Annotated in this window: 26 protein-coding genes, 1 riboswitch and 1 other annotated feature; of the genes, 15 read left to right on the top strand and 11 right to left on the bottom strand. The window is 38.2% G+C overall.

Annotation, left to right across the window (positions count from 1 at the left end):
- Nucleotides 1-252 precede the first annotated feature (252 nt).
- Entirely contained in the window at nucleotides 253-1,206 is a 954-nt protein-coding gene (locus tag CRI88_RS05690) for an L-threonine 3-dehydrogenase (protein ID WP_058843636.1), read from the top strand.
- 195 nt (nucleotides 1,207-1,401) lie between these two features.
- Here the strand turns inward: CRI88_RS05690 and trpB are convergent, their stop codons facing one another.
- On the bottom strand, nucleotides 1,402-2,565 hold the full coding sequence (gene trpB, locus CRI88_RS05685) for a tryptophan synthase subunit beta (protein WP_036117429.1): 1,164 nt from the start codon (nucleotides 2,563-2,565) through the stop codon (nucleotides 1,402-1,404).
- Between the two features lie 57 nt (nucleotides 2,566-2,622).
- Nucleotides 2,623-2,822: a binding site (T-box leader), on the bottom strand.
- Between the two features lie 70 nt (nucleotides 2,823-2,892).
- Complete coding sequence (locus tag CRI88_RS05675) at nucleotides 2,893-3,375, bottom strand: QueT transporter family protein (protein ID WP_058843637.1); 483 nt, start codon at nucleotides 3,373-3,375, stop codon at nucleotides 2,893-2,895.
- A gap of 6 nt (nucleotides 3,376-3,381) precedes the next feature.
- Nucleotides 3,382-3,426, bottom strand: a riboswitch (PreQ1 riboswitch).
- 320 nt (nucleotides 3,427-3,746) lie between these two features.
- Here CRI88_RS05675 and CRI88_RS05670 point away from each other — a divergent pair.
- The 3 genes from CRI88_RS05670 (at nucleotide 3,747) to CRI88_RS05660 (ending at nucleotide 6,669) form a co-directional block, all read left to right on the top strand.
- The gene (locus CRI88_RS05670) at nucleotides 3,747-4,769 is read left to right on the top strand and encodes an ABC transporter substrate-binding protein (RefSeq protein WP_089933040.1); all 1,023 of its coding nucleotides are present in this window, start codon (nucleotides 3,747-3,749) and stop codon (nucleotides 4,767-4,769) included.
- 84 nt (nucleotides 4,770-4,853) lie between these two features.
- A complete protein-coding gene (locus tag CRI88_RS05665; RefSeq protein ID WP_036117424.1) occupies nucleotides 4,854-5,882 on the top strand; it encodes an ABC transporter permease in 1,029 nt (342 codons plus the stop codon).
- A complete protein-coding gene (locus CRI88_RS05660; protein ID WP_058843264.1) occupies nucleotides 5,875-6,669 on the top strand; it encodes an ABC transporter ATP-binding protein in 795 nt (264 codons plus the stop codon). The genes CRI88_RS05665 and CRI88_RS05660 overlap by 8 nt, the downstream gene beginning before the upstream one ends.
- A gap of 470 nt (nucleotides 6,670-7,139) precedes the next feature.
- On the opposite strand, the gene ilvA is transcribed toward CRI88_RS05660, so the two are convergent.
- Nucleotides 7,140-8,402 (bottom strand): threonine ammonia-lyase IlvA, encoded by a 1,263-nt coding sequence (gene ilvA / locus CRI88_RS05655; RefSeq protein ID WP_058843265.1) that lies wholly within the window; start codon nucleotides 8,400-8,402, stop codon nucleotides 7,140-7,142.
- 267 nt (nucleotides 8,403-8,669) lie between these two features.
- Here ilvA and CRI88_RS05650 point away from each other — a divergent pair, with 267 nt between their 5' ends.
- A complete protein-coding gene (locus tag CRI88_RS05650; RefSeq protein ID WP_036117400.1) occupies nucleotides 8,670-9,413 on the top strand; it encodes a TerC family protein in 744 nt (247 codons plus the stop codon).
- 437 nt (nucleotides 9,414-9,850) lie between these two features.
- Here CRI88_RS05650 and bshB2 read toward each other — a convergent pair whose 3' ends face one another.
- From bshB2 to thiD, 4 genes are all read right to left on the bottom strand, one after another.
- Nucleotides 9,851-10,540 carry a bacillithiol biosynthesis deacetylase BshB2 gene (gene bshB2 / locus CRI88_RS05645; protein WP_036117397.1) on the bottom strand — a complete coding sequence of 230 codons (690 nt, stop codon included), beginning with the start codon at nucleotides 10,538-10,540 and terminating at the stop codon, nucleotides 9,851-9,853.
- 13 nt (nucleotides 10,541-10,553) lie between these two features.
- Nucleotides 10,554-10,904, bottom strand: a complete 351-nt coding sequence (locus CRI88_RS05640) for a YojF family protein (RefSeq protein ID WP_036117395.1) — start codon at nucleotides 10,902-10,904, stop codon at nucleotides 10,554-10,556.
- Between the two features lie 549 nt (nucleotides 10,905-11,453).
- On the bottom strand, nucleotides 11,454-11,735 hold the full coding sequence (locus tag CRI88_RS05635; RefSeq protein WP_058844322.1) for a hypothetical protein: 282 nt from the start codon (nucleotides 11,733-11,735) through the stop codon (nucleotides 11,454-11,456).
- A gap of 162 nt (nucleotides 11,736-11,897) precedes the next feature.
- On the bottom strand, nucleotides 11,898-12,728 hold the full coding sequence (gene thiD / locus CRI88_RS05630; protein ID WP_036117391.1) for a bifunctional hydroxymethylpyrimidine kinase/phosphomethylpyrimidine kinase: 831 nt from the start codon (nucleotides 12,726-12,728) through the stop codon (nucleotides 11,898-11,900).
- 175 nt (nucleotides 12,729-12,903) lie between these two features.
- Here thiD and CRI88_RS05625 point away from each other — a divergent pair, with 175 nt between their 5' ends.
- From CRI88_RS05625 to CRI88_RS05605, 5 genes are all read left to right on the top strand, one after another.
- Nucleotides 12,904-13,581: a uracil-DNA glycosylase gene (locus CRI88_RS05625; protein WP_036117389.1), complete on the top strand. Its 678-nt coding sequence runs from the start codon at nucleotides 12,904-12,906 to the stop codon at nucleotides 13,579-13,581.
- Between the two features lie 75 nt (nucleotides 13,582-13,656).
- Nucleotides 13,657-13,836, top strand: coding sequence for a hypothetical protein (locus tag CRI88_RS22730; RefSeq protein ID WP_036117386.1), 180 nt, complete (start codon nucleotides 13,657-13,659; stop codon nucleotides 13,834-13,836).
- Nucleotides 13,833-14,099 (top strand): YwdI family protein, encoded by a 267-nt coding sequence (locus CRI88_RS05615; protein WP_036117384.1) that lies wholly within the window; start codon nucleotides 13,833-13,835, stop codon nucleotides 14,097-14,099. Before CRI88_RS22730 ends, CRI88_RS05615 begins: the two co-directional genes overlap by 4 nt.
- A gap of 26 nt (nucleotides 14,100-14,125) precedes the next feature.
- Nucleotides 14,126-14,506, top strand: coding sequence for a DUF423 domain-containing protein (locus tag CRI88_RS05610; protein WP_036117383.1), 381 nt, complete (start codon nucleotides 14,126-14,128; stop codon nucleotides 14,504-14,506).
- A gap of 163 nt (nucleotides 14,507-14,669) precedes the next feature.
- Nucleotides 14,670-15,845, top strand: a complete 1,176-nt coding sequence (locus CRI88_RS05605; RefSeq protein WP_058844321.1) for a M20 family metallopeptidase — start codon at nucleotides 14,670-14,672, stop codon at nucleotides 15,843-15,845.
- A gap of 83 nt (nucleotides 15,846-15,928) precedes the next feature.
- Here CRI88_RS05605 and gerQ read toward each other — a convergent pair whose 3' ends face one another.
- Together gerQ and CRI88_RS05595 are read right to left on the bottom strand one after the other, a co-directional pair.
- On the bottom strand, nucleotides 15,929-16,264 hold the full coding sequence (gene gerQ / locus CRI88_RS05600) for a spore coat protein GerQ (RefSeq protein ID WP_004227629.1): 336 nt from the start codon (nucleotides 16,262-16,264) through the stop codon (nucleotides 15,929-15,931).
- A gap of 22 nt (nucleotides 16,265-16,286) precedes the next feature.
- Nucleotides 16,287-16,712 (bottom strand): cell wall hydrolase, encoded by a 426-nt coding sequence (locus tag CRI88_RS05595; protein WP_036117377.1) that lies wholly within the window; start codon nucleotides 16,710-16,712, stop codon nucleotides 16,287-16,289.
- Between the two features lie 246 nt (nucleotides 16,713-16,958).
- On the opposite strand from CRI88_RS05595, the gene CRI88_RS22425 reads away from it, so the two are divergent.
- Both CRI88_RS22425 and CRI88_RS05590 read left to right on the top strand, forming a co-directional pair.
- Nucleotides 16,959-17,129 carry a hypothetical protein gene (locus tag CRI88_RS22425; RefSeq protein WP_170829838.1) on the top strand — a complete coding sequence of 57 codons (171 nt, stop codon included), beginning with the start codon at nucleotides 16,959-16,961 and terminating at the stop codon, nucleotides 17,127-17,129.
- A 142-nt stretch (nucleotides 17,130-17,271) separates the two neighbouring features.
- Nucleotides 17,272-17,454, top strand: coding sequence for a hypothetical protein (locus CRI88_RS05590; RefSeq protein WP_036117367.1), 183 nt, complete (start codon nucleotides 17,272-17,274; stop codon nucleotides 17,452-17,454).
- A gap of 42 nt (nucleotides 17,455-17,496) precedes the next feature.
- Here CRI88_RS05590 and hemQ read toward each other — a convergent pair whose 3' ends face one another.
- A complete protein-coding gene (hemQ, locus tag CRI88_RS05585) occupies nucleotides 17,497-18,246 on the bottom strand; it encodes a hydrogen peroxide-dependent heme synthase (protein ID WP_036117365.1) in 750 nt (249 codons plus the stop codon).
- 154 nt (nucleotides 18,247-18,400) lie between these two features.
- Between hemQ and CRI88_RS05580 the strand changes: the two genes are divergently transcribed.
- Entirely contained in the window at nucleotides 18,401-19,234 is an 834-nt protein-coding gene (locus CRI88_RS05580; protein ID WP_058844320.1) for an octanoyl-[GcvH]:protein N-octanoyltransferase, read from the top strand.
- A gap of 41 nt (nucleotides 19,235-19,275) precedes the next feature.
- On the opposite strand, the gene CRI88_RS05575 is transcribed toward CRI88_RS05580, so the two are convergent.
- Nucleotides 19,276-19,926 carry an RsfA family transcriptional regulator gene (locus CRI88_RS05575; RefSeq protein ID WP_036117361.1) on the bottom strand — a complete coding sequence of 217 codons (651 nt, stop codon included), beginning with the start codon at nucleotides 19,924-19,926 and terminating at the stop codon, nucleotides 19,276-19,278.
- Nucleotides 19,927-20,161: 235 nt separating this feature from the next.
- On the opposite strand from CRI88_RS05575, the gene CRI88_RS05570 reads away from it, so the two are divergent.
- Entirely contained in the window at nucleotides 20,162-20,389 is a 228-nt protein-coding gene (locus CRI88_RS05570) for a YuzB family protein (protein WP_036117359.1), read from the top strand.
- A gap of 582 nt (nucleotides 20,390-20,971) precedes the next feature.
- Entirely contained in the window at nucleotides 20,972-22,279 is a 1,308-nt protein-coding gene (locus tag CRI88_RS05565) for an HD domain-containing protein (RefSeq protein ID WP_080717019.1), read from the top strand.
- Nucleotides 22,280-22,512: the final 233 nt, after the last annotated feature.

The raw sequence follows: 22,512 nt of genomic DNA, 5'->3' as shown, positions 1-22,512 counted from the left end.
TTAATTTTTTGTATTTTTGAGGTGTACAATTGTATTTTTTATATTTTTGTAGCACAATATTTTTTGAGTGCTCATATACTGGAAGTAAGGGATTGTATGTTCCTTTTAATGAATATTATTAATATAATTGTTGTATTTTCAAAACGAACACATTATAATGAGTTTCATTGAAAGTGTTATTAAATCAATGTTTATCAATATATATTTGTACTTTCAGCAAGTACAATTGTTCATATGTGGAGGTTTTGAGAAATGAAAAAGATTATTGTTACTGGGGCACTTGGTCAAATTGGTTCTGAGCTTGTAGAAAAACTTCGTGGTATTTATGGAGAGGACAATATACTTGCTACAGACATTAGAAAGCTTGAACATACTAAGGGCCCATTTGAAATATTGGACGTGACAGATGGACAAAGAATGCACGATTTAGCAAAGGACTTTGGTGCAGATACGATGATGCATTTAGCAGCATTACTATCAGCCACAGCTGAAAGAAATCCATTGTTAGCTTGGAATTTAAATATGGGCGGTTTAATGAATGCATTGGAAGTTTCTCGTGAGTTAAATATGCAATTTTTCACGCCAAGTTCAATTGGAGCATTTGGTCCATCTACACCGAAGGAAGATACACCGCAGGATGCTTTGCAACGTCCAACAACTATGTATGGTGTAAATAAGGTAGCGGGTGAATTATTATGCGATTATTACTTCAATCGTTTTGGTGTTGATACACGTGGTGTACGTTTCCCTGGATTAATTTCTTATGTAACACCTCCAGGTGGTGGTACAACTGATTATGCAGTAGAAATTTTCTATGAAGCAATTGAGCAAGGTAAGTACACATCTTATATTCAGGAAGGTACGTTTATGGATATGATGTACATGCCAGATGCCTTACAAGCTATTGTAGATTTAATGGAGGCAGATGGTAGTAAGCTCGTTCATCGCAATGCCTTTAATATTACAGCGATGAGCTTTGAACCATCACAAATCGCAGCTGAAATCAAGAAGCATTTGCCAAATTTCACAATGGATTATCAGGTTGATCCAGTGCGTCAAGCGATTGCAGACAGTTGGCCAAACTCTTTAAATATTGACGCAGCTCAAAAAGAGTGGGGCTTCAAAGCAGAGTATGATTTAGCCAAAATGACGATAGATATGTTAGAAAAACTAAAAATGAAACTGCATAAAAAGGCAATTTCCTAATCGTTAAAGGAACGGATGTAGAATTAGTCTACATCCGTTTTTTATGTGTCTGTAAAAGAGAATTGTTGGAATATATTAATTAAATTATGAAACCAAAATAGCTAAGCTTCGATATAGTATTGCCGAAATATACCCTCGATTATTGGCATAGTTAAAAGAGCGCTTTCCTTTTATGGAAGTCGCTCTTTTATTGAATTATTTAGTTAACATGTGGAAAACCTGTTCCACGTCTTTATCACCACGACCTGAGATATTAATAATAATGCTTTCTTCAGATGATAAAGTTGGTGCTAATTTTAGAGCATGTGCGACCGCATGTGAGCTCTCAAGGGCAGGAATAATCCCTTCAACCTTCGAAAGTACTTGAAATGCCTCAAGGACTTCTTTGTTTGTCACAGTCACATACTCAGCACGGCCAATTGTTTTTAAATGACTATGTTCTGGACCTGCTCCAGGGTAATCTAAACCAGCAGCTATTGAATAGGTTGGTAGTGGATTGCCGTCTGCATCCTGTAATACTAAGCATTTGAAGCCATGTAGCTCTCCGGGCGAACCTTCGTTTAATGTAGCAGCTTGATCTGGCTCTATTCCAATAAGACGAACCTGTTCATCTGCAATGTAGTCTGCAAATGCTCCAATGGCATTACTGCCACCGCCAACACAGGCAAGGATCGCTGCTGGTAGCTTTCCTTCTTTTTCTAAAATCTGTTCACGACTTTCGCGACTAATCACAGATTGGAAGTGTTTAACCATTGATGGGAAGGGATGTGGCCCAACTGCTGAACCTAATAAGTAAAACGTTGTTTCATAGTTTTCGACTAAGTCAGCGAATGCTTCATCAACTGCATCCTTTAAACGTCCTTGCCCTTTATCAACAGCTACTACTTTCGCGCCAAGAAGCTCCATGCGAAACACGTTCAATGCTTGACGTTTTGTATCCTCTAAGCCCATATAAATAGTGCAATCCATTCCAAACATGGCACAAGCAGTCGCAGTTGCTACACCATGTTGACCTGCACCTGTTTCGGCAATAACGCGATTTGCCCCCATACGTTTGGCTAGTAAAATCTGTCCCAAGACATTATTAATTTTATGTGAGCCTGTATGGTTAAGATCTTCACGTTTTAAATAAATTTTTGCGCCACCCAATTGCTTTGTTAAATTTTCTGCAAAATAAAGTGGGGATTTACGACCAACATACTCACGGAAATAGTAATCCAATTCTTTTTTAAATTCTTCATCATCTTTAAACTTTTGGAAATGCTCATCTAGAATAGTTAAGACATTTTGAAGCTCCTTTGGAACAAAGCTTCCGCCAAATTCTCCAAAATAACCTTTTTTCTCTACTACTTTACTCATCTTTACTCGACTCCTCTATGCTAATTTTTCCATAAAAAAAGCCACTCTAATCCTCTTAAAAAGGACGAGTAACCGTGGTGCCACCTTCATTCGCAATTTTTGCGCGCTTTCTTACTCCGATAACGGGGAGTGAATCGGCCTTACATTTAATAAGGCTGCTCTGAAGTCCATTCACAAGTACCTACTACTGGTTTGCACCATCCACCAGCTCTCTGAAAGTAACTATGCTTGCTACTACTCTTCTTCCTTGCATTTATTTAGAAAGAATTGTAGTTTATTTTCAGAATAGTGTCAAGAAAAAAAGACGAATCTAAAAAGACTCGTCTGTTAAATCAAATGATCAAAGTGAAGGCGTTTATTGAGTGCATACATAATCGGTGCACCAACAGCTAACACAATAAATTCACCTGCCGCCACTGTTAGCCAAGTCCAGAAGAATGGTAGTTCTAAGGCCAAATTCAACTCGAAGGCAATAATAAACATTGTGCAAGTAAATAATAATGTATTAATAATTAAACGTGCCCAAATATTTTTGACATATTTACAGATTAAAATGAACAGTCCAAGTGTAATCATCGAATGACCAACACCAAACACTAAATCGTAAATGCCAAGTGGTGAAAATAGATTAGAGATCAATACGCCAATAATGATCCCTACGGCAAAGCGTGGGTTAAAGGCAACTAAATGGTTAAACATTTCAGATACACGGAATTGTACCTCTGTAAAACCAAACGGTGCAACAAGCATTGTCACCGCAATATATAGCGCTGCAATAATACCACTTGTTGCTAAAAATTTTATCTTCATATTCATTTCTCCTTAGTTTTTTTGCGTGGGATGGTTACGAACCACGGTGCTTTCACACAAGACAATATTTTATTATAGATATCTAGCAGAAGTCAAATGTCAGACTTTTTGTCTATATGACACACTTCGTAAAATTGTCATAAATATTTTTTACTATTTTTTAAAAAGAAAGCAATTAACTAAAATAGCGTAGTTTAGCGGTTTAAAGCGGCGAATTGAATGAAAAACTAAAATGTTTCGTCAGTTTTAAAAGTCAGAACATTCATAATGTTGTTGACGGAGCTTGATAATAACGATAATATAGCGATACATTCACACTTTGTTTGGATAAAGTGTGATAGATATTGAGAATATAATCGGGGGGATTATTTGTGAAGAACAGTGTAAAAAAGCTTTCATTCCTTCTTTTTGGATTAGTGTTACTACTTGCTGCTTGCGGTAGTGGCGGATCTAGCTCAACAAATTCAAAAGGGAATGAATCAAACAATGCAAGTGAGAGCGGGAATACAGAGGATAAAACATATAAAATCGGGATTACTCAAATTGTAGAGCATCCATCATTAAACGCAGCAACGGAAGGCTTTAAAAAGGCAATTGAAGATGCTGGCTTAAAAGTTGACTACGATCCACAAATTGCACAAGGAGATAACAGTCTTAACACAACGATTGCTAACAATCTAGTAAGTGCAAACGTAGATTTAATTTTTGCTAACTCCACACCTTCTGCACAAGCAGCGGCAACAGCCACAAGTGATATTCCAATTATCTTCACATCTGTCACAGATGCTGTTGGTGCACAGTTAATCGAATCAATGGAGAAGCCAGGAAAAAATGTTACAGGAACAATTGATTTACATCCTGAAACGATTTCTAAAACAGTCGCATTCCTAAAAGAGCTTGGCGCCAAAAAAGTAGGGATGGTCTACAATGCTGGTGAGCAAAACTCTGTTGCACAAGTTAAAGAAGTGAAAAAGGTGATGGATGAACAAGGCTTAACAGTAGTAGAAGCGTCAGCATCTACTTCGGCAGATGTAAAACAAGCAACAGAATCACTAATTGGTAAGGTAGAGGCTTTCTATATTATTACTGATAATACAGTAGTTTCTGCTTTAGAGTCTGTTATTGATGTTGCCAATACAAATGAATTACCACTTGTTGTGGGAGAGCTAGACTCTGTTGCACGAGGCGGTTTAGCTGCTTATGGTTTTGAATATTTCGATATTGGTTATGAGGCTGGTCAAATGGCTGTGAAAATTTTAAAAGGTGAAGCAACACCTGCCGAGACGCCAGCACAATATCCGCAAAATCTGAAACTATTAATCAATAAAAAAGTAGCGGATGATTTAGGAATTGAAATAAAAGATTCTTGGGGTGCAGAACTTCTAGAAAAATAAATGGAAGCGGGGGAGAACTATCCCCGCTTTATCTTCATTTATAAGCAGTAGAAATAATAAAAAGATTTAGGAGATGATTCAACGATGTTTTTAGCATTATTTGGCGCAGTGGAGCAAGGAATCATCTATGCAATTATGGCACTTGGTGTATATTTAACGTTTCGGGTGTTAGATTTTCCGGATTTAACGGTTGATGGAAGCTTTGTAACAGGGGCGGCAACTGCAGCAACAATGATTTTGCTTGGCTACTCCCCAATCTTAGCGACTTTAGTGGCAATTGTTGCTGGATTTATTGCTGGATGTATGACAGGAATTCTTCACACGAAAGGAAAGATTAATCCACTATTATCAGGGATTTTAATGATGATTGCGTTATACTCGATTAACCTGCGCATCATGGGGTTAACTGCAGAAAATACTATAGGTCGCCCGAATATTCCACTACTAAACTCAGAAACGATTTTTTCAAAGTTTCAAGCATTTTGGAGTGATTTAGGGATCGATGCTGCTCTCAATAACCTATTAAAAGGCATGGGCTTTCAGCATGTACCAAATACATGGAGTGTGCTGATAGTCGTATTAATCATCACGATTTTAATTAAGTTAATAGCAGACTGGTTCTTGAAGACTGAGGTCGGGCTAGCTATCCGAGCAACTGGTGATAATAAACGAATGATTCGTAGCTTCTCTGCAAATACAGATACACTTATCATTTTAGGGCTTGGACTTTCCAATGCGCTTGTCGCATTTTCTGGAGCTTTAATCGCACAATATTCGAAGTTCTCCGATGTTAGTATGGGGATTGGTATGATTGTCATCGGTCTTGCATCGGTTATTATTGGTGAAGCCATTTTTGGGACAAAGACCATTATCCGTACAACTTTTGCAGTCATTGCAGGAGCTATCATTTACCGTATTATTTTAGCATTAGCATTACGTGTAGACTTCCTTGATTCAGGAGATATGAAATTAATTACGGCTATCATCGTTATTTTGGCGCTGATCTTACCACAATTTATCAATAAGAGTAAGGAACGTAAACGTAAGGCGAAGCGTGCTGCAGAGCTGTCACGAGTAAAAACAGTAGAGCAAGGAGGAAAAGGCCTTGCTTAAATTACATGGTATTAATAAGGTGTTTAATGAAGGAACACCAGATGAAAAAATTGCACTAGCAGAGATTAATCTACACTTAAAGCCAGGTGATTTTGTGACAATCATTGGTAGTAACGGTGCAGGGAAATCAACGATGATGAATATGATTTCAGGCGCCTTAACACCTGATTTTGGCACAGTTTCTATTGATGGTAATGATGTCACGAATTTGCCTGAATATAAACGCTCTCAATACATTGGTCGTGTGTTCCAAGACCCAATGGCGGGAACAGCTCCTACGATGACAATTGAAGAAAACTTAGCACTGGCCTATTCACGAAATAAGGGTAGAGGACTGCACATCGGTGTGGACAAAAAGCGTCGTACCTTGTTCAAAGAATCATTAGAAATGCTTGGTTTAAATCTGGAAGATCGGCTTTCTGCAAAAGTAGGCTTACTTTCAGGTGGGGAACGGCAAGCATTGTCACTGTTAATGGCTACTTTCACAAAGCCCTCTATTTTATTGCTGGATGAGCATACGGCTGCACTTGATCCATCACGTGCAGAATTAATTACCCGTATTACGAAGTATTTAGTTGAAAAAGATCAGTTAACGACATTAATGGTAACGCACAATATGCAACAAGCTTTGGATTTAGGGAATCGTCTTATTATGATGGACAAAGGCCAAATTATTTTAGAGGTTGCTGAAGACCATAAGCATGAATTAACGATCCCAGATTTAATGGCCGAATTTGAACGCATTCGTGGGGAAAAAATGAATTCAGACCGTGCTTTATTAGGTTAATGACGAAACGCTCATACATTTGTATGGGCGTTTTTTATAGTGTTAAAAAAATCCATCAATAGCGTTTTTGTCAATGGTGAAAATGAATGTCCGTTGCAGGCTACTTGATTTCCTGTGGGGGAATGCCGATCTATCCGACGGGAGTCAAGTAGCCTTCCACTCCAACCCATAAATTGAGCAAAGGGGTTCACTACTGTTAGTATGAAAGAAAATGAAAAGACACATTTGCAGAATAGTTGATTGGAGTGGCCCTGGAGCGAACGGAAGTGAGTGAAGCGACTCATCGGAAGCTGGCGGCAACCCCTCGCATTGCCAGCATGTCACTTTCCACAGGTGATATTATTTTTTTCAACAATATATATAACGCTCATGCACTAGTTTGAATGTTTTTTATTTAGGGTAATAAAAACGATTGATAAACTTTATCACAATAAAAAAGTCTCACTTGCTGAGAAGTGAGACTCTTCATTTTAAACGAGTAAGCCAAATAGTTGAATGTCGTTGTTTACTTCTTTGTATTTGAAGCCGAATTCATCCATTCGTGCAAGCAGCCCTTCATAATCCGCTTGATCGCCAAGCTCAATACCAACGAGGGCAGGACCACTTTCTTTATTGTTTTTCTTTGTGTATTCAAAGGTAGTAATATCGTCGTTAGGTCCTACAACGCTTGTGAGGAATTGACGTAATGCCCCTGCGCGCTGAGGGAAGCTGACGATGAAGTAGTAAAGTAAGCCTTCGTGAATAAGCGACTTTTCTTTAATCTCCTGCATCCGTCCAATATCATTATTACCACCGCTAATAATGACCACGACTGATTTCCCTTTAATTTCTTCTTTATAAAAATCAAGAGCTGCCACTGATAGTGCCCCAGCAGGCTCGGCAATAATGGCATGTTTATTATATAGATCTAAAATCGTTGTACAAACTTTGCCTTCTGGTACAAGAATAATGTCGTCTAAATAGCGGCGACAAACATCATAAGTGTGATGGCCGACGCATTTTACGGCAGCGCCATCGACGAATTTATCAATCCAATCAAGAGCCACAGCGCCCCCTTCAGCAAAAGCAGCTTTCATACTGCCAGCACCAGCGGGCTCTACGCCAATAATTTTAGTAGAAGGGGAGAGGTTTTTAACGTAGGCAGAAACGCCAGACATTAAGCCGCCACCACCAATACTGCCAAAGACGTAGTCGATTGGCTCCTCCATGTCATTCATAATTTCTACTGCAACAGTTCCTTGACCAGCAATGACATCGAAATCATCGAATGGATGGATGAATATTTTATCGTGTTCTTCGCAATAGCTTAAGGCGCTTTCAGCAGAGTCATCGAACGTATCACCTGCTAAAATAATCTCTACAAATTCGCGCCCAAACATTCGCACTTGGTCTATTTTTTGTTTTGGTGTTGTTTGAGGCATAAAAATGCTAGCCTGGATTTTTAATTGAGCACAGGCATAAGCTACACCTTGTGCATGATTGCCTGCGCTTGCACAGACAACACCAGCGTTGCGTGCTTCTTCCTCGATTTTTTTAATTTTATAATAGGCACCTCGGAGCTTGAATGAGCGCACATGTTGTAAATCTTCGCGTTTAAAGTAAATAGTAGCTCCGTATTTCTCGGATAAATAATCGTTTTTTTGTAGTGGTGTATGGACAACTACATCTTTTAAAAAATGATGTGCAATCAGGACATTTTCCACTTGCACGGTTCTAGTATCAGCAACTTCCATAGTATTCATCCTCCGTTATACGTTTAAAACATTTATCTATGATAGCACACTTTATTTGCTTTCGGTGGTTAATTTTTAGTAAATTCTAAATTTTCCGTGTCTATTTTATGATGTAAGCGTTTTATCGAATAAATGATGCCTCGAGCAATTGCTGAAACGTTACTTTTGGGACAAAAAGCATTTGCTGAATCCAGGTAAATACAATTCTCATAACAAAAATGGTCAAGCATATACTAGATTAGCTGAGGACAAGTAGGAGGGTAAGTAGTGGAAATCATTCAAGGAATTCTATCTACATATTGGCAATTTTTTGATTGGGCGATGTGGCAGGAAGTATTAATGGACCCTGTATCCTGGGGGCTAATATCCTCATTAATTATTATAGAAGGGCTACTGTCGGCGGATAATGCACTTGTATTGGCAGTTCTTGTTAAACATTTACCAGATAAACAACGAAAGCGGGCATTAATGTACGGCATGCTAGGTGCCTATTTTTTTAGATTTTTATTTATTGGTATAGGTGTTTATCTTGTGGAATTTTGGTTTATTAAAGTGTTAGGTGCATTATATTTAGGCTGGCTCTGTGTAGCTCATTTTCTTCAAATTGGGAATGAGGATAGCGTGAAGGAAGTGAAAAAATCAGGATGGATGGTGCGGCTCTTTGGAACCTTTTGGGCCACCGTCATTTCTGTCGAGCTAATGGATATTGCATTTTCGATCGACTCTATCTTTGCAGCCTTTGCCATATCAGATCAAGTGTGGGTACTTTTAATTGGGGGGATGTTAGGCATATTAATGATGAGGACAATTGCAGGTGTGTTTTTAATCATTATCGAAAAAATTCCAGAGCTTGAAGCAACGGCCTTTATTATAATAGGTGTTATTGGCTTAAAAATGCTAGTGAGTGTTGTTAATATTCATATCCCGCATTACTTATTCTTCCTATTCTTGGTGATTGCTTTTTCCATCACAATCATTGTGCATATGATGAAGAGGGTAAGAGCTGCCTAATTAAAAAGTACTGTTCTCCAAAAATGAGAACAGTACTTTTCTTATTGTCGAAAAACAGTCAATTGACAGACAGAAATGGATTTCCGTTGCAGGCTACTTGCTTTCCTGTGGGCGAGCGTCGAGCTGTCCCACCGGAGTCAAGTAGCCTTCCACTCCAATCCACAAAAGTGTTACCTTTTTAGCAAAGATTTTCAAATAAAGTAAAGGTGTTCACTACTCTTTTATGAGATGTTGTCACTTCTACATTGAAAATAAAAGCTTATCCCCTCTAAGAATAAAGGTAATGGGCGATCGGATCGCTATGCTACTATGAAAAAAAGTAAAGATACTTTGCAGAATGGTTGATTGGAGTGAAGCGGCACATCAGGACGCTGGCGGAACGGAAATCAACCTCTCACCTTGCAAAGTTGCTTTTTCTGCCATTGACATCATCTTTTTTATTTTACATATTTATCTGGGTCAACAATATAAAACTTTTCAACATTTAGCCAGCTTTCACTCATTGGTTCACCATCATCAATGCGCTTTTCAGTTTCCTGCATCATCCAACCAGTTTGGGATGAATGGGCTTGTAATGCTTTTAATTTGTCCATTTTCATTTCAGAAATATCATAGACAACATGTGGATCACCATTTTTTTCAATTGTATCATTGGCAAAGGCACAGCCTAATACTTGTGGTCGGGCAGCCTTAGGCATTCGACGAACAGCTTCAACTACAGCACGTGCTGTGGCTTCGTGGTCTGGATGGACAGCAAAGTCAGGTAAGAACGTGAAGATTAATGAAGGCATTAGCTCTTCGATTAACCCTTCAACTATTTTTACCATTTTCTCATCGTCTTCAAATTCGATTGTTTTATCTCGTAAACCTAGCATACGTAAATCTTGAATACCCATTGCCTCTGCTGCTGCTACCAATTCTTTGCGGCGGATTTCAGGCAAAGATTCGCGTGTTGCAAAGGGTGGATTACCTAAATTACGTCCCATTTCGCCTAATGTTAAACAGGCATATGTAACAGGTGTATTCATCTTCTTTGTATAGTAGGCGATTGTCCCAGCAACTGAAAAAGCTTCATCATCTGGGTGAGGGTACACAATTAAAATATGACGTTGTGGTTGTAAATTCAAATAGTCGTCCCCCTTAGTAAGTAAATGGCGTTTCGCTAATTTCAAGCGCAATCGCCAGTTTCCCTGAGTAGTCTAGTCCAGCCATTAATAAACGGCCTAAATCATCTAATTCAAAATGTGTAATGCCTTGTGCATAAACCCAGCCGTGAGGTAATTTTAAACCAACACGATGCGGTGCATGATCTACCACTTTAGCAAGCTCATAATTAATCTTAGCATTGCGAATAAAAGCACCTGCATTAAAGAATTTTTCATCATAGTGTGCTGCATAAGATCCATTTGTCGTCTCAAGATGAATATAAACGTCTTTGTTGGCGAAAGAATTCAGCAATTCCTGTAACGTCTCTACCTGTACTTCTTGCATCTTAACACTCCTCTCGATCATTTCTCCTTTTAGTATAGTAAAAAAAATTCGCAAAGGGAAATTGATTGCATTGTTATGACAATTTAATGACTCATGAAAAAATGAATCATTAACTATAATTCTATGATAAGTATTCAAGCAATATTCTTGAAAAAATTATTGTAATGTATCAATATAGGGAGTGTGAAAATAGTATGTACAAAATGTGTCGTTTTGTATTGTATCCGTTTTCACATCCGAAAAGATATTGCAACCATGACTTCTTCCTAATTCGTGTGTGTAGACAGCCCCACCTGTTGAAGGGAGTATTATTTTAGTAATAACGGATTCTATCTTGGTACAATAGATGACGTTCCTTATACAGGTGAAACAGGGTAGCTGTGAAAAGAGGAAGAAAAGTGAAGCTCATTATCATAGTATAGTAAAAAACCGCGATTCTCTTTTATGACGGAGAGTCGCGGTTTTTTGTCTTGATTCAGCAAATGTTTTTTTATACCAAAAGCGAAGCGTCCTATAAAGAGACTACCTCATCTATTGGTTATGTATTTATTAGTATCGATTAAGCTTTCGTTCGATTGTATCTAAACGGTTGTTGACATTTTGTAACTGTTTAAACATTTGCTTCATATAAAGATTTTGATCTTGTGTTTCAGTCGTTTTGGCTTGTGCCAATTCTTCCTCCTCCTGCAGCGCTAATATTGTGGCAAGGGTGGATAATGAGTAACCAAGTGTTAATATAATGGAAGCAATTACTTCAACTTTTGAAGAGGTGATTTCCCCAGCTAGTAAACCTGATTCTTCCGTTAAGTCCTCTGCCTTGTTTTTTTTCATCTTTTCCCCTCCCATACAGCTAATATATGGGATATGTAGCCCTAACGTATCTTGTCCACTTTTTATCTTTAGCAAGCAAATGATTCATCATGAACAGAGTGTTTACCATTGATAATTTTTAAAAAGGATGTCTCCAAAATTCTTTGAGACATCCTTTCTATGTTAAATTTCAGTTACTGTTACTGGAGGAGCACCAAAGCGAGATTTCGCTCCATGCATGACTGGTCCTACATATTCATTTAGCGCCCAGCCATGGGCAATGGCAGCAGATACAAATTCTTTCGCTTCAATGACAGAATCTTTAATAGAAAGACCGTTAGCAAGGTTGGCTGTTACAGAAGCTGCAAATGTACAACCAGCGCCATGATTATAAGTAGACGCGACCTTTTCCGATTCTAATAAGAAGAATGTTTCACCGTCGAAGAAAAGGTCTGTTGCTTTTTCAGTAGCTAATGCTTTTCCACCTTTAATGACAACAGCCTTAGCCCCTAGTTCGTGAATTTTACGAGCAGCAATTTTCATGTCGTCAATGTTTTTTGGTGTACCTGTGCCAGCTAATTGTCCTGCTTCAAAAAGGTTTGGTGTTGTTATAGTTGCTAGTGGTAGAAGATGTTGCACCATAGCATCAGTATTTCCAGGATTCAGTACTTCATCGTCACCTTTACATACCATAACAGGGTCGATGACGACATTTGAAGTGCCAGATTTTGCGATAGCTTCTCCAGCGATACGAATAATCTCTTCTGTTGAAAGCATTCCTGTCTTAATGGCATCAATTCCTGTTGAAAGGGCGGTATCAATTTGTTTTTGAAGAAGCTTTGTTGGCAATGGTGTGACGTTATGTGTCCAGCCATTCGGATCCATTGTTACGACTACTGTTAAAGCCACCATCCCATATGTACCGTGCTCCTGGAATGTTTTCAGGTCAGCTTGCATACCTGCGCCACCTGATGTATCTGAACCAGCAATTGTTAATGTTTTTTTTAGAGTCATCTGAAAGATCCCCTTTAGCATTGAGAGTTGTAAAATTACCATCTAGTATAATCCGAAACTGATTCTATAAAAATAGTCAGAATATGATATTTACATATGGTCAGTTTGAACTGATGCTTGAATTCATGTTTGATTTTTTGTACCGTTGTAAGAAGAGAAAGGGGCTTAAAGAACGATGAAACAAGTATTCCCGAATGATTGGCAAGAAATACTCGCAGAAGAATTGAAAAAACCATACTATCACAAACTACGTCAATTTGTAGCAAATGAATATTCGACGCAAATGATTTATCCACCAATGACTGATGTGATGAATGCCTTTTATACAACAGCTTACCATGATGTAAAGGTTGTTATTTTAGGGCAAGATCCTTATCACGGTCCGAATCAAGCACATGGCTTAAGCTTTTCCGTTAAACCAGGTATTCCACATCCACCAAGCTTGCGAAACATGTTGCAAGAGCTGCAAGATGATTTAGGCTGTCCTATTCCTCCAAATGGAACATTAACAAAATGGGCAGAGCAAGGTGTTATGCTTTTAAATACTGTGCTTACTGTTCGAGCAGGACAGGCTCATTCTCATAAAGATCAAGGGTGGGAGCAATTTACCGACGCTGTTATCGACCAATTAGCAGCAAGGGAAGAGCCGCTAATTTTTGTACTGTGGGGTAAACCAGCACAGCGTAAAAAGCAATTGATACGTAAATATAAAACACCACATGTTATACTCGAAGCGCCACATCCGAGTCCACTCAGTGCTTACCGAGGATTCTTTGGTAGTAAACCTTATTCAAAAATTAATCAACAATTGGTGGAATGGGGCAAACAGCCAATTGATTGGTGTCTAGTATAGATTGGCACAAATCGTTTTCTTTATACACTTTATAAATCATGATACAGTTAATATAGAAGAAAGTGTGGGACAATAATGAAGGTGAATTGTTTCAAGTGTCAATTTTTCAAAGTAACCTGGGACCCTCAAACGCCACGAGCCTGTGCAGCATATGGCTTTAAAACAAAGCAAATACCATCCGTTGTCGTGAAGCAATCTTCAGGCATGGAGTGTTTAAAATTTGTGCCAAAAATAGAAGGGGGGAGAATGTCATGATTCCTTATCAAGCCGTGATACAGCAACTTGAAAAACAATTATCTGGCGCAAAAAATGCAGGAAATGATCAGCAAATTCGCGAGGCACTTACAGCTATTCGAGCATTATGTGATGTGGTATTAGATTCTCCAAACGATACGCCAGCCATCACAACACCTAAGCATATACCTCAAATGCTTGTGTCTGAGTCAAAACAAGCAACTTTATACACATCAAAAATTGAAGAAGATGGAGCAAATGGTGACTCCATTTTTGATTTTTAATCCATTTAAAAGGTAGGGTACGAGAAATGAAAAGATTCATCGTGACAGGTGCTCTTCATGGCCTATTAGCAGTGGCATTGGGTGCATTTGGTGCACATGCGTTAAAGGAAATATTAGATGAATATAGCCGAGGAATTTGGGAGACTGCTGTTCAATATCAAATGTTTCATGCAACAGGGCTGCTGGTCATTGGTCTATTAATGAGCTCTAAACTATTAGGTGAAGTAAAGCAATTAAATGTAGCAGGTATTTTCTTTAATCTGGGCATTGTGTTCTTCTCAGGTAGCTTATATGTACTGGCGATAAGTGGAATTAAAGTATTGGGTGCCATTACACCAATTGGTGGCGTCCTATTCTTAGCTGGATGGTTACTCATTATTTTATCTGCTTTAAAACATGCTCGCTAATTTAAAGTTAAGACTCTCTTACATTATTTGTAGGAGAGTTTTTTTGTTATAAACGAATTTTTTACGTTGGCGATTTAAATCCTATTCATTTTGTAAGAATTTATAGTACACTACTAATATTACTTGCAATATTTCGAAAATACAAAAAGAGAGGTTATGTAGTATGGAAAAACTATTTGCATTAATAGATGGGTACTATAATGAAATGGTAGGGATTCGTCGTCATTTACATGAATACCCTGAATTATCCTTTGAGGAAGTGGAGACGCCAGCCTATATAGCTGCTTTTCATAGAGAATTGGGTCATGAGGTTCGTGAAGGAGTAGGGGGACGTGGCGTAGTAGCTATATTATGTAGCGGAAAACCTGGTAAGACAGTAGCATTACGTGCTGATTTTGATGCATTAGCGATACAAGAGGAAAATGATGTATCTTATAAATCTAAAGTAGCTGGAAAAATGCATGCATGTGGACATGATGGTCATACAGCAACATTGCTTGGGCTAGCTAAAGCACTCAATGCGATGAAGGATGAAATAACAGGCAATGTGGTGTTTATTCACCAGCATGCAGAGGAAGTAGCACCAGGTGGCGCAAAGCCGATGATAGAGGATGGTTGTTTAGATGGCGTAGATGTTATTTTTGGTACGCACTTATGGGCGCCTATACCACTAGGAGAAATTTTAGTGAAGGATGGAGCCATTATGGCAGCTGCGGATAAAGTAGAAATCACGGTTCAAGGGAAAGGCGGTCATGGCGCAGAGCCACATCATTCCATCGATGCTGTTACCCTTGCCTCACAATTTGTGGTCAATGCTCAACAACTTGTTTCAAGACGCATTGATCCATTAAAATCAGCTGTTTTAACAATTGGTCATTTGGAGGCTATTAATCCGTTTAATGTGATTGCGGATCGAGTGATTTTAGCAGGAACAATTCGTACCTTTGAAGAAGAAGTACGTTCACAAATGGAGCAGGAACTAGAAGCAGTTTTAAATGCGACATGTCTGGCATTTGGGGCAAGCTATGAATATCGTTATACAAGAGGTTATCCGCCTGTATATAACCATCAAAAAGAAACAGAGTTTGTAGCACAGTTGGCGTCTACTGTTCCAGGTGTGGAGCAAGTAATAACATGTCCACCGTTTATGATTGGGGAAGATTTTGCCTATTATTTAGAAAAGGTACCGGGTACTTTCTTCTTCACAGGTGCTAAAAAGCCGGAATGGGAAACTGCCTATCCACATCATCATGCACGCTTTGATTTTGATGAACGTGCCATGCTAATAGCTGCGAAAACTTTAGGGAAAGCAACTTTAACGTATCTAAAAGAGCACTAAATATAGTGAATGATAAAAATCCGCCTACACTCATCGACTTTTGTCAGTGAGCGTATAGCGGATTTTTACATTACAAGATGGCATTATGGATTTTGATTAAAGTAAGCCATTTCCTCATCGTATTCAGCAAAATCGAAATAAATCATAGGGAATAGGAAGCGATGATTGGATTTTAGTTCACGAATAATGACATGATCACGACCAGCGGCTTCTACCACACCACGAACAGTTTTTGTATTTTTTCCCTGTTCCACAGCATGTTCGAAAGAAAAATGGAAGGTAGCTGGTTTTCCGCGATTCAAACGTAAAATATTTTCTATATAGGACTCCTCACGACCAGGTGGTCGTCCGCTCGGAAGAGTGACTGGAGGAGGAGTCATTTGTTGTTGCGTTGTTGGTGTCCAATAATAAGGCATCATCAATTATCAACCTACTTTCTTTTTAAATTTGAGGACAATCTTGTTCAGATGGCGAGAAAAAGCAATGAGATTTGAATCTGCCAGTATTCCATTGACCATACCATTGTGCGGGACAATCCCCCGCTGGCATGAAAAACCACAAGGAGCGAGTAGCTGGATGAAATCTTTCCCCTTGAATCACCCTTTTCGCTAAACGAATGTCTTGTTCACGGGCCCGCTGATAAAAATAACCCTTTTGTGTTGCTTCAAAGCCTCCCGGACGCTGATAAACCATTTGCTCAATCGTTCGAATATCACCAAAATCTAAACAGTCACCTCTTACACGATTAACGCCAACATTCCCAACCATCAGCATGCCTAGCTCTCCTTCACCTTCTGCTTCGGCACGCATTAGCCTTGCTAGTAGGGCAGTCTGTGCATCATTCGTCTTGATAACAGCGATTTTCATACCTCCTCGCAGACAGTATATGCACGAGGGTATTGTAGACATGTTCAATTTTGATAAGAAAGACAATCACACATTAAAGTTACTATGCATATAGTAATCATAACGATAAGTGCCTAGAAAATAATTGAAAACGCTACAAGATCCGATAGTCTTTTAGTCAAAACGGGTAAATAGAAAAAGATAGAATTAGGGGAATGTGAGATGGATGATTTGCATGTGTATTCAATACATGTGAGGTGAGTACTTATGGAAATTGGAGTTTGGTTTGGAATTTTATTAAGTGCGGTACTGGCTTTTCTATTGGGCGAGTTTTATGGACAGCCGCTCCATTGGTATCTCTTTATTGTCATAATTGTAATCGGTTTTTTTATTCAAACTGTTATTTTGATTTTAAAAGTAAAGGACGAACACTCTTGAGGAAGTATGCAAAAATTGAATGGATGAATGAACAAAGTGTCATCGCAGAGAGATGGCACTTTTTTATATTACAAGTATATTAAAGATAGAGCGAGACATACTAAAAGTGACTTTATTTTTGCTTTCAAGAAGGAGCGTTTTCATGCGTATTTTTAGTATGTTTGTAGCCATTATCATCAGTGCTTTTTTAGCAGTTGGGATAGCAGAATACTATCATCAACCATATAATTGGTATTTAGTTTTTCTCATGGTTCTTACTGGGTTCTTTATTCACATCATTATTTTAATATTTGAATCTGAGAATGCTGAAGAAAACGAAATTTAAAAATGCGAGTCCGTTGTGGAGGACTCGCATTTTCTATGTGTATTAAACAGTTAAGAACTTAACTAATTTATCGTTATCAAGTAGGTTTCCGACGAAGAATGCACCGAACTCACCATAGCGAGCAGACACTTCATCAAAGCGCATTTCATATACTAATTTTTTGAATTGTAATACATCGTCTGCGAATAGTGTTACGCCCCATTCGTGATCATCGAAGCCTACTGAGCCAGTAATAATTTGTTTCACTTTACCTGCATAGCCACGACCAATCATTCCATGAGAACGCATTAATGATTTACGCTCATCCATTGATAGCATGTACCAGTTATCGTTGCCTTGACGGCGTTTATCCATTGGGTAGAAGCATACATATTTGGCACGTGGAAGTTCTGGGTATAAACGTGCACGTACATGTGGGTTTTGGTAAGGATCCTCATTTGATTCGCCAGCTAAATAGTTTGAAAGCTCCACAACAGATACATAAGAATATGTAGGAATTGTAAAATCAGCAATTGCTAATTTATTGAATTCTGCTTCAATCTCTTGTAGTTCATCCATTGTTTCACGCAATGTCATAACCATAAAGTCAGCTTTTTGACCCACGATAGCATAAAAGGCATGAGCGCCTGTTTTAGCGATATCTGCTTCGTTCAATTTTTCTAAATAAGCAATAAATTCCTCTATTGCTGCTTGACGTTCTTCTGCAGAAACAAGTTTCCAAGAAGCCCAGTCGATTGAGCGGAAATCATGTAAAGCGTACCATCCATCTAATGTAATTGCTGCTTCATTCATTATTGAAACACTCCTTTATAAGTGAATACCATTCAAAATTAGTTTATCATAGTTTGTACAAAATCCCTAAGTTCATGACAGTAATTCACGAATTTGACACCAACTAAAGATGATGTATTCTAAGAAGAAGATATGTGACTAGAGGAGTATCAATATGAAAAGTATTTTACAACAGCCAATTTGGCGTTTTTATGATCAATCCATTAGTGCCAAGCAACGATCACCATTAGAATCGTTTGCAACGGATGATACGTTGTGCCAATTAGTTGGACAATTAACTTCTCCGCCAACTATTCGTACATGGGTCCATGAGGCATCCGTTGTGCTTGGTATTCAAGATCATCGTTTGCCGTATGTTCAGCAAGGTATGGATTTACTAGAGTCTAGAGGCTATCATCCAATCGTTCGTAACTCTGGTGGATTAGCAGTTGTGCTAGATGAAGGAGTCCTCAATATTTCTATTGTATTGTCTGAACAATCAGAGTCGCTTAGTATAAACGATGGCTATGATGTGATGGTAGACCTTGTGAAGGGATTGTTTCCAGAAGTAGCTGATAAAATAGAAGCTTATGAAATTGTAGGCTCCTATTGCCCTGGCTCTTATGATCTAAGTATTGAGGGGAAAAAATTTGCTGGTATATCCCAAAGACGCTTACGCCAAGGAGTGGCTGTGCAAATTTATTTATGTATTGAAGGAAGTGGCTCACAACGTGCGGCACTCATTCGTGACTTTTATGAAGTAAGCTTGCGACAAGAGGAGACAAAGTTTATTTATCCTCAAATCGTACCTGAAGTGATGGCATCATTATCAGAGCTTGTTGACCCCGATTTAACAGTAGAAGGGGTGGTTATTCGTCTACAGCAATTACTTCATCAGTTGTCCGAGGAAGTTCGTCCACAATCTTTCTATGATGAAGAATTAATATTATACGGTTTCTATTTACAGCGAGTATTTGAGCGTAATGCCAAAATGCTTGAACGAAAATAATAGGCTGATTATATGAAACATAAAAGGGAAAAGCGATGCTGCTAATTTAGCGCATCGCCATTTTCTGATTGATAAACTGGGCCACTTGTTACGAGATTTCCGTTTTTCTCCATTTTGAAAACGGGTGCAATTCGCTCTTCTTCTTCATCCAGTGTTACAAGACGTCGAGCACGATTCATAATTTGAACAAACTGCTCGTAATCTTTGCGGATTGCTCGATTTTCTTCCTCTAGTTTTGTAATAGTTTTCTCTAGTTTTTTATTTTTCTCAGATGTTACATGTACTAGCTGTCTCCATTTTGAAGATTCATTTCCTACTTCACCAGAATGCTGTAAACGTAGTAAATAAGCTATCACAATATCAAGAGAAAGAGCAGATAGCGGAATTGATTTTCCTTCCGCAGCACTATTATTCACGGTAAACATACTAGAGGCACGACGTCTCGCTGGTGCTCCTAACACTCGCATTCTCTCTTTTCTTTCTTTTTTAGCCTCTGCTAATTGTTCCTCATATTCTTTACGAACAACCGCATTCCAACGGAAACCACAGGCTGCAGCAGTACGATTTAATGCATCACCAGCTTCTTCAAAAGCATTGAGCTGTGTGCTACCTTCCGTCACATGACGAATAACCGCCTCTGCTAATAATTCATCGTTTTCTTGTAACCAAGCATCTTGTCTTATTTTACTCATCTTAAAATCCTCCCACCTTTATTTGGAACTTGTTATGTAAGACTAGCATGACCAATCTTTTAACCTTTTATTCATCTATGTAGAAGGAATTATGCTTGAATAGAAGGGGAAAAGTACGATACAATACCCGATGTAGGTTTGTGCACATGCTGCATACTTAAATATGTGAAGGTCATGTGTTCAATAGAGCGATATTGTGTTGAAAAAATACTATATAGAAAGGGTTGTTGACAAAATGGCAAACGAATTTAAAGTTTGCGATGAATGTCAGGCCGTTAACTTAAAGACGTTAATTCCAAAATTAAAGGAAATCGATCCTGATGCAACCATCGAAATTGGCTGTCATTCTTATTGTGGCCCAGGACGCAAAAAAACATTCACCTTTGTAAATAGTCGCCCTGTTGCAGCACTAACAGAAGACGAACTAATGGAAAAGGTTTTAGCAAAATTAAAGAATAAGTAAAATAAAAAGCTATCTCTATTTGTTAGGGATAGCTTTTCATGTTGTTGAAAAAAGATAATGTCATTAGTAGAAAATGACCTTTTGGCAAGGTGAGGAGGTGATTTCCGTTCCGCCAGCGTCCTTTCCAGGGAGACGTCACTCTAATCAACCGTACTACAAAAGTGTCTTTTTTTGTCTTACATACTAGTAGTGAATAAAATAGTCCATGATTTCTATTTTTAAAGAAAGGATAGCCTCTTAATTTTCAATGTGGAGAAGTGATTGATTTCAACAACCATCACCTTCGTTTGATTTGTGAAAGCTTTGCTAAATTTTGTTGAACGGAAAATCTTTCCCACCTCTCATCTTTCATAAAAATGCCATTGTTTTGTTTTTCAACACTTTGCTATCTCTACATATTAGGTATAGCATTTGCTTTGTATATTTTTAAGTTGCTGTGAATATTAGATCAATAGAAATTTACAATAAATAGGCATATGGCGAAAAAAGGTTGTTAGTATCTATAGAAAAAAGTTAATAAGTATGCTAGTCCTAGATTTATGGCATATAATAGAACTATCACAAAATGGAGGTGCTATCCAAATGACATATGCAAACGCTAAATTACAAGAAGAGAAGGTATTTAAAGACCCTGTTCACCGATATGTACATGTTCGCGATCAAGTGATATGGGATTTAGTGGGTACAAGAGAATTTCAGCGTTTACGCAGAGTTCGTCAGCTAGGTACCACATTTTTAGTATTTCATGGGGCGGAACACAGCCGCTTTAGTCATTCACTTGGTGTTTACGAAATTGTACGCCGCATAGTAGATGATATCTTCGTCGGTCGTCCCGATTGGGATGAAGGGGAAAGACTATTAGTATTATGTGCAGCCCTTTTGCATGATTTAGGGCACGGTCCATTTTCACATGCCTTTGAAAATGTCTTCGAGCTGGATCATGAATACTATACAAGGCAAATTTTATTAGGGGATACAGAGGTAAATGCTGTTTTAAGAAAAGTAGCAGATGATTTTCCAGAAAAGGTCTCGCAAGTGATTGAAAAGACATATCCGAATAAGCAAGTCATCAGTTTAATTTCCAGCCAAATTGATGCGGATCGTATGGATTACTTACAACGTGATGCTTATTTTACAGGTGTCAGCTATGGTCACTTTGATATGGAGCGGATTTTAAGAGTAATGCGTCCACGTAAAAACCAAGTGGTTATTAAAGCAACAGGCATGCATGCAGTGGAAGATTATATTATGAGCCGCTATCAAATGTACTTGCAAATTTATTTCCACCCTGTGTCACGGAGTGCGGAAGTTATTTTAAATAATATTTTAAAAAGAGTTAAACAATTAAGCCAAGAAGGTTATACATTTAAGCATGAACCTACTCACTTCTTAGCATTTTTTCGCAATGCTATTACATTAGAGGATTATCTTGCTTTAGATGAGAGTATACTTTTTACATATTTTCAGCTATGGATGCAAGAGGGGGATGCTATTCTAAGTGATTTAAGTCGACGCTTTGTTAATCGTAAGCTATTCCAATACATTGATTTAGATCCCGGTGTTGAGCTAGATAAATATCAAAAACTACAAGAGCTTTTCAAGCAAGCAGACCTGAATCCAGATTATTATCTTGTTCATGATACAACGGCAGATTTGCCCTATGATTTTTATAGACCTGGGGAGGAAGAGGTGCGTGTGCCGATTTTTCTAGAAATGAAAAATGGCGAGCTACGAGAGCTTTCGCGTGAATCCATCATCGTTGATTCCATTTCAGGTCGTATGAAACGAGACCATAAAATCTATTTTCCATTAGATTTCTTAGAGGATGACTCTATTCACTCAACTATTAAAAAACAAATCTTAACACTGTTAAGAGAAGACAGCAAATAAAATAAGAATAAACAAAGCAGTAAACACGTTCAAATAAGAGCGTTGTTTACTGCTTTTTTGTATGTATACATGATTTGTTTAGAATTTGTTCAGGACCCCTAGTTATAATGGAACAAAAATCCTAAAGGGGGGTGAGGCCAATTATTGTAGGTGTCACAAAAGTAGTGCTTATAAAATAAAAAGTGAAAAAGGCTATAATTTGTTAATTCTTATGACCTATGTTAGCATACAAT

The sequence above is a fragment of the Lysinibacillus fusiformis genome (genome assembly GCF_002845985.1).
Lineage (GTDB): Bacteria > Bacillota > Bacilli > Bacillales_A > Planococcaceae > Lysinibacillus > Lysinibacillus fusiformis_D.
This window is presented reverse-complemented; position numbering and strand designations above follow the sequence as displayed.

Excerpts from the sequence above, each read along its gene's own strand:
- CRI88_RS05690 (WP_058843636.1), top strand. The coding sequence starts at position 253 with ATGAAAAAGATTATTGTTACTGGGGCACTTGGTCAAATTGGTTCTGAG.
- trpB (WP_036117429.1), bottom strand. The coding sequence starts at position 2,565 with ATGAGTAAAGTAGTAGAGAAAAAAGGTTATTTTGGAGAATTTGGCGGA.
- CRI88_RS05675 (WP_058843637.1), bottom strand. The coding sequence starts at position 3,375 with ATGAAGATAAAATTTTTAGCAACAAGTGGTATTATTGCAGCGCTATAT.
- CRI88_RS05665 (WP_036117424.1), top strand. The coding sequence starts at position 4,854 with ATGTTTTTAGCATTATTTGGCGCAGTGGAGCAAGGAATCATCTATGCA.
- ilvA (WP_058843265.1), bottom strand. The coding sequence starts at position 8,402 with ATGGAAGTTGCTGATACTAGAACCGTGCAAGTGGAAAATGTCCTGATT.
- CRI88_RS05640 (WP_036117395.1), bottom strand. The coding sequence starts at position 10,904 with ATGCAAGAAGTACAGGTAGAGACGTTACAGGAATTGCTGAATTCTTTC.
- CRI88_RS05635 (WP_058844322.1), bottom strand. The coding sequence starts at position 11,735 with ATGAAAAAAAACAAGGCAGAGGACTTAACGGAAGAATCAGGTTTACTA.
- thiD (WP_036117391.1), bottom strand. The coding sequence starts at position 12,728 with ATGACTCTAAAAAAAACATTAACAATTGCTGGTTCAGATACATCAGGT.
- CRI88_RS05625 (WP_036117389.1), top strand. The coding sequence starts at position 12,904 with ATGAAACAAGTATTCCCGAATGATTGGCAAGAAATACTCGCAGAAGAA.
- CRI88_RS22730 (WP_036117386.1), top strand. The coding sequence starts at position 13,657 with ATGAAGGTGAATTGTTTCAAGTGTCAATTTTTCAAAGTAACCTGGGAC.
- CRI88_RS05615 (WP_036117384.1), top strand. The coding sequence starts at position 13,833 with ATGATTCCTTATCAAGCCGTGATACAGCAACTTGAAAAACAATTATCT.
- CRI88_RS05610 (WP_036117383.1), top strand. The coding sequence starts at position 14,126 with ATGAAAAGATTCATCGTGACAGGTGCTCTTCATGGCCTATTAGCAGTG.
- CRI88_RS05605 (WP_058844321.1), top strand. The coding sequence starts at position 14,670 with ATGGAAAAACTATTTGCATTAATAGATGGGTACTATAATGAAATGGTA.
- gerQ (WP_004227629.1), bottom strand. The coding sequence starts at position 16,264 with ATGATGCCTTATTATTGGACACCAACAACGCAACAACAAATGACTCCT.
- CRI88_RS05595 (WP_036117377.1), bottom strand. The coding sequence starts at position 16,712 with ATGAAAATCGCTGTTATCAAGACGAATGATGCACAGACTGCCCTACTA.
- CRI88_RS22425 (WP_170829838.1), top strand. The coding sequence starts at position 16,959 with ATGGAAATTGGAGTTTGGTTTGGAATTTTATTAAGTGCGGTACTGGCT.
- CRI88_RS05590 (WP_036117367.1), top strand. The coding sequence starts at position 17,272 with ATGCGTATTTTTAGTATGTTTGTAGCCATTATCATCAGTGCTTTTTTA.
- hemQ (WP_036117365.1), bottom strand. The coding sequence starts at position 18,246 with ATGAATGAAGCAGCAATTACATTAGATGGATGGTACGCTTTACATGAT.
- CRI88_RS05580 (WP_058844320.1), top strand. The coding sequence starts at position 18,401 with ATGAAAAGTATTTTACAACAGCCAATTTGGCGTTTTTATGATCAATCC.
- CRI88_RS05575 (WP_036117361.1), bottom strand. The coding sequence starts at position 19,926 with ATGAGTAAAATAAGACAAGATGCTTGGTTACAAGAAAACGATGAATTA.
- CRI88_RS05570 (WP_036117359.1), top strand. The coding sequence starts at position 20,162 with ATGGCAAACGAATTTAAAGTTTGCGATGAATGTCAGGCCGTTAACTTA.
- CRI88_RS05565 (WP_080717019.1), top strand. The coding sequence starts at position 20,972 with ATGACATATGCAAACGCTAAATTACAAGAAGAGAAGGTATTTAAAGAC.